This window comes from Limimaricola cinnabarinus, from assembly GCF_002723615.1.
GTDB classification, from domain to species: domain Bacteria; phylum Pseudomonadota; class Alphaproteobacteria; order Rhodobacterales; family Rhodobacteraceae; genus Limimaricola; species Limimaricola cinnabarinus_B.
Genome location: NZ_KZ305008.1, coordinates 1 through 3,877, shown reverse-complemented (window position 1 = coordinate 3,877; position 3,877 = coordinate 1). Strand labels below are relative to the sequence as shown.

Genomic DNA, 3,877 nt, shown 5'->3' with positions numbered 1-3,877 from the left:
CAGCACCGCTGTTTCCGGTAGAGCGCTCAGCGTCCGCCGCGTCGTGAAAGTGTCGAGGAGATAGTTGTCGGCGAGATAGTCCGAGATGACTGCGCGCGCGGTTGCCATTGCCTCGGTGGAGGTAGGTGTCGTGCCTGCGCCAAGGAGACCGGGAGAACCCGCGCTGCTGGCGAGTTCCAGCCATGCGCGGCCGATACGCCTCGAAGCTTCGGGATCGGCGGCGGCGATGCCGTCCGCGAAGGCGCGGTAAAGTTCACGGGCTTCGCGCACGGCCCGCTGCGCGGTCGCCGGGCTTTCGGCCGCAATGGCCCGATCCAGCTCTTCTTCGAGCCTAAGCGCGATCAATCGCGTCGCCTCGGCGAAGACCGCATGCCGGTCCTCGCTCGAGATAGCATCCATGAGGGTGTCAGGCTTCACGTCGCTATCTTCATCCAGACGCGCCAGCGCGCCGAACGAGAAATCCGAGTTGCGGTGGGGTTCAGACCAAGCGGCCTCTACGTCGTCCCAGGGCAACGGCTCGAGATTTCCGAGGAAGAGTGTCAGCCGATAGGCGGCCGCTTCGGGAAGCCAGGGCGCTTCCTTGGCAGGAGTCGCCAAAGCAGAGCCAGAGAGGGCAAGCGCCCCTGCAAAAGCGGCAAGCAACAATGCAGGAAATCTCGAGGTCACAGCGTTCTCCGGTCTCAAAAGTTAGCCGATGCTAACATATATAGATAGTGCTAACAAGTTGTCATTCCCGCCAGATCGCGGCAATGTCCTGGCATGACGAAATTGCAGATACATGGACGTGAGGCGTCCGACGCGAGCGACAGGGATGCCAAGGCGCAGGCGGAAGGCTTCGCGACCGTGCGCCAGGCGCATGAGAGCGAAATGGCCGAAGACTATGTCGAATTGATCGCCGAGCTGATCGAGATTCAGGGCGAAGCGAGACCGGTGGACATCGCCGAGCGCCTGGGTGTGAAACCCCCCACGGTCACCAAGAACATCTCAAGACTAAAGGAGGCAGGCCTCGTTTCCCGCGAGAGGTATAGAGCCATTTTTCTCACCCCTGAGGGACAGAAACTGGCAGAGGCCTGCCGTAGGCGTCACCGTATCGTGGTGGCGTTTCTCCTGAGCCTTGGGATCGATGAGGAAACGGCGGAACGGGACGCCGAAGGGATCGAACACCACGTCAGCGAAACCACTCTGGAAGCCTTCGAGGCGGTGGTGACGCGCGCTCATGAAAAGCATTGACCTCGCGGTTTCGACTTTTGCCGGCGACCAATGGACGTCTGCGGAGAACTGAGAAATCCATGCGCTCTCCAAGTCCAAAGTCGTTGCTTACGAAGGATCGTGGCGGAGCTCCGGAGAGATGACATGCGCGATCCTTGAATGGGTCGACCGGCTCATCAACCGCCGCCCGGTCGAGCCTGTCGGCATTGTCCCTTCAGCGGAGGCGAACACTACGCTGCTCTCGAAACATCGAGCATGGCCGCGTAGCTGAAGCAAACCAGCCCCCCGGAAGTCTGACGTGGTTCATGCCGCGATAATGTTGCGGCCACGAGGACTGCTTTGCCAAGCAGGTCGGCGGCAAGGCCGCTTGAAAAGCGCGTCTCTGGAAGCCGAAGCATCGGGTCGACCAGCAGCTGGGCGGCCCATTTCGAGGACAGGCCGACTTCGCCTACCCGTGCCCATACAACTCGGCGTTCTGGTGGGCATTTCCTTCGTGCTCGAACTCCAGACTCGAATGGGCGATACCGAAGCCGTCCTTCAATCGGGACTTGATGCCGGCTTTCACGCTTTCGATGCGCGCCCAGCCCTGATCGTCCAGCACCACGTGGCAATCGAGAGCAACCTCATGCTCCTGCATTTGCCAAAGATGCACATGGTGGACATCCCGAACGCCATCGGCGTCCCGCATTGCCTGAACAACGGCGTCACTGTCGATATCAGGCGGACTGCCGAGCATCAGGGTCCGGATTGGCCCGCTAATTTCGGTCAGTGCCAAGTAAAGGATATAGAGCGCGATGCCGATGGTGATGGCGGGATCGACCCAGCGTAGGTCGTATAGGAGGATCAGCGTGCCACCGATGATGACAGCCACCGAGGCGAGCGCATCCGAAAGATTGTGTAGAAACAGTGCCCGGATGTTCACGCTGCCCTTCTGCATCGAATAGGTAAGGCCCGCGGTCAGCGCATCGATGACCAGAGCGATCCCGCCAAGGATGACGACCGTCCAGCCGCGCACCTCGGGAGGATCGATCATCCGCATGCCGCCTTCGTAGATCAGGTAGAAGCCGACGAGAATGAGCGTCGTGTAGTTGATGAGGGCGGCCACGATCTCGATCCGCCCATAGCCGAAGGTCATCGTCGAATCCGCGGGCCGACGCGCGATCTTGCGGGCGACGAAGGCGATGACAAGCGAGGCCATGTCCGAGAAGTTGTGCAGCGCGTCCGCGATCAGCGCGAGGCTGCCCGCGAATATGCCGCCGACGATCTGCGCCACGGTCAGCAGAGCATTGGCCCATATGGCTATGGAAACGCGCCGATCCCCGGATTCGGGATCGAGATGCGCGTGGCTGTGGTCATGCGGCATGTCCATGCTCCTTCGGTAGACCTTTCCTCCGGGCATCCAGTCCAGGCACCGGAGGGACATCACCATTCCGGATCTTGCGCACCCGCGCGTTCATCCAATGGCGGATCGCATGGCGATACAGCTGCTCCTTGAAGCGGCCGATCGCCTGTTTTCGGTTCTCGAGAAAATCGTCGGGTGAAGCGAAGGTTCCGAGATCACGGGCAATCCCGGTCTTCTGGATGTAGGTATCCTCACCGGTCCACCCGACCTGCGGCGCGTCAAGGCGATCCGTGCCGACACCATAGCCGCACAGACTTTCCCGGCCCGGGAAAGCGGCTTGGATCGCTTGAAGATATGGGCTGTCAAGAATGAACCCTTCGAGGTTCAGCCAATCACCATCCAGTTCGACCTCGACCCAGGAATGCAGGATTTCCGCCGGAGCCCACGGATAGGCCGCCTCCGGCACCACGCCGCGCTGAAGCGCCTTGTGTATCGTGAACCCGTGCAGCCTGCATGGCACCCCCACGCCGCGCAGGAGCGCCATCAACAGGGTGGCCTTGGTGTTGCACTGACCATAGCCGTCCCGCAGCACGTCGCTGGCCGAGATGTCATCCGCCCGGTTGTAGCCAAAGGGAATGTCGTCGCGCACGAAATCGTAGATGGTGCCGATCCGATCAGCTCGCGGCAAACGTGACCAGCCCCGCGCCTCGATCAGGGCGGCGATGGCTGGCACCTTGAAATCCAACATTGGGGTGGTTGCCGTCAGGCAGGGGGAAGTTTGCATGAACTCTCTCCACGAATCGTCGGGAAGAGAGATAGTCCCTACAGTGACTGTAGCTTCAAGCGTTTCCGCTTACGTGCCGCGTGGCGCCGCGAGAATGATCATTGCGCCCGTCAGACTCACCATCGTCCCGATAAGATCCCACCGATCCGGACGATGTCCTTCGGCCAGCCACATCCAGAGCACCGAGGCGGCGATGTAGACACCGCCATAGGCCGCGAAGGCACGCCCCGCCGAGGACGTCTCGACCTGTGCGAGCAGCCATCCGAACAGTGCCAATGAGACTATGCCGGGTAAGAGCCAAAGCGGCGAGGCGCCAAGCCGCCACCAGGCCCAGACGGCAAAGCATCCCGCGATCTCGGCGATCGCGGCCAGCGGATAGGCGATGACGGCGTTCAAGTGCCGATGCCCTCGTGGTCCGTCAGGCATTCCGAGTGATCGCGCAGCACTTCGAGCACGCGGCAATCCGCCGCTCGCCCGCCACTGCATTCCTCGATCATGCGTTCCAGCTCCAGCCGCAGCACCTCGAGCCGGGCCATGCGTTG

The 3,877-nt window shown here is 61.6% G+C and carries 4 protein-coding genes and 2 pseudogenes; 1 reads left to right on the top strand and 5 read right to left on the bottom strand.

Annotation, left to right across the window (positions count from 1 at the left end):
- Positions 1-666: pseudogene (locus CJ301_RS19000) on the bottom strand (cytochrome C); the annotation flags it as partial.
- Positions 667-759: 93 nt separating this feature from the next.
- Here CJ301_RS19000 and mntR point away from each other — a divergent pair.
- Positions 760-1,230, top strand: a complete 471-nt coding sequence (gene mntR / locus CJ301_RS18390; protein ID WP_099278776.1) for a manganese-binding transcriptional regulator MntR — start codon at positions 760-762, stop codon at positions 1,228-1,230.
- A gap of 427 nt (positions 1,231-1,657) precedes the next feature.
- On the opposite strand, the gene CJ301_RS18385 is transcribed toward mntR, so the two are convergent.
- The 4 genes and pseudogenes from CJ301_RS18385 to CJ301_RS19220 all read right to left on the bottom strand — a co-directional run.
- Positions 1,658-2,572 (bottom strand): cation diffusion facilitator family transporter, encoded by a 915-nt coding sequence (locus CJ301_RS18385; RefSeq protein WP_099278775.1) that lies wholly within the window; start codon positions 2,570-2,572, stop codon positions 1,658-1,660.
- Positions 2,562-3,299 (bottom strand): transglutaminase-like domain-containing protein, encoded by a 738-nt coding sequence (locus tag CJ301_RS18380; protein WP_173812396.1) that lies wholly within the window; start codon positions 3,297-3,299, stop codon positions 2,562-2,564. The genes CJ301_RS18385 and CJ301_RS18380 overlap by 11 nt, the downstream gene beginning before the upstream one ends.
- 105 nt (positions 3,300-3,404) lie before the next feature.
- On the bottom strand, positions 3,405-3,761 hold the full coding sequence (locus CJ301_RS18375; RefSeq protein ID WP_216823340.1) for a YnfA family protein: 357 nt from the start codon (positions 3,759-3,761) through the stop codon (positions 3,405-3,407).
- Positions 3,728-3,877, bottom strand: a pseudogene (locus CJ301_RS19220) (MerR family transcriptional regulator); the annotation flags it as partial. The gene CJ301_RS18375 and the pseudogene CJ301_RS19220, both read right to left, overlap by 34 nt.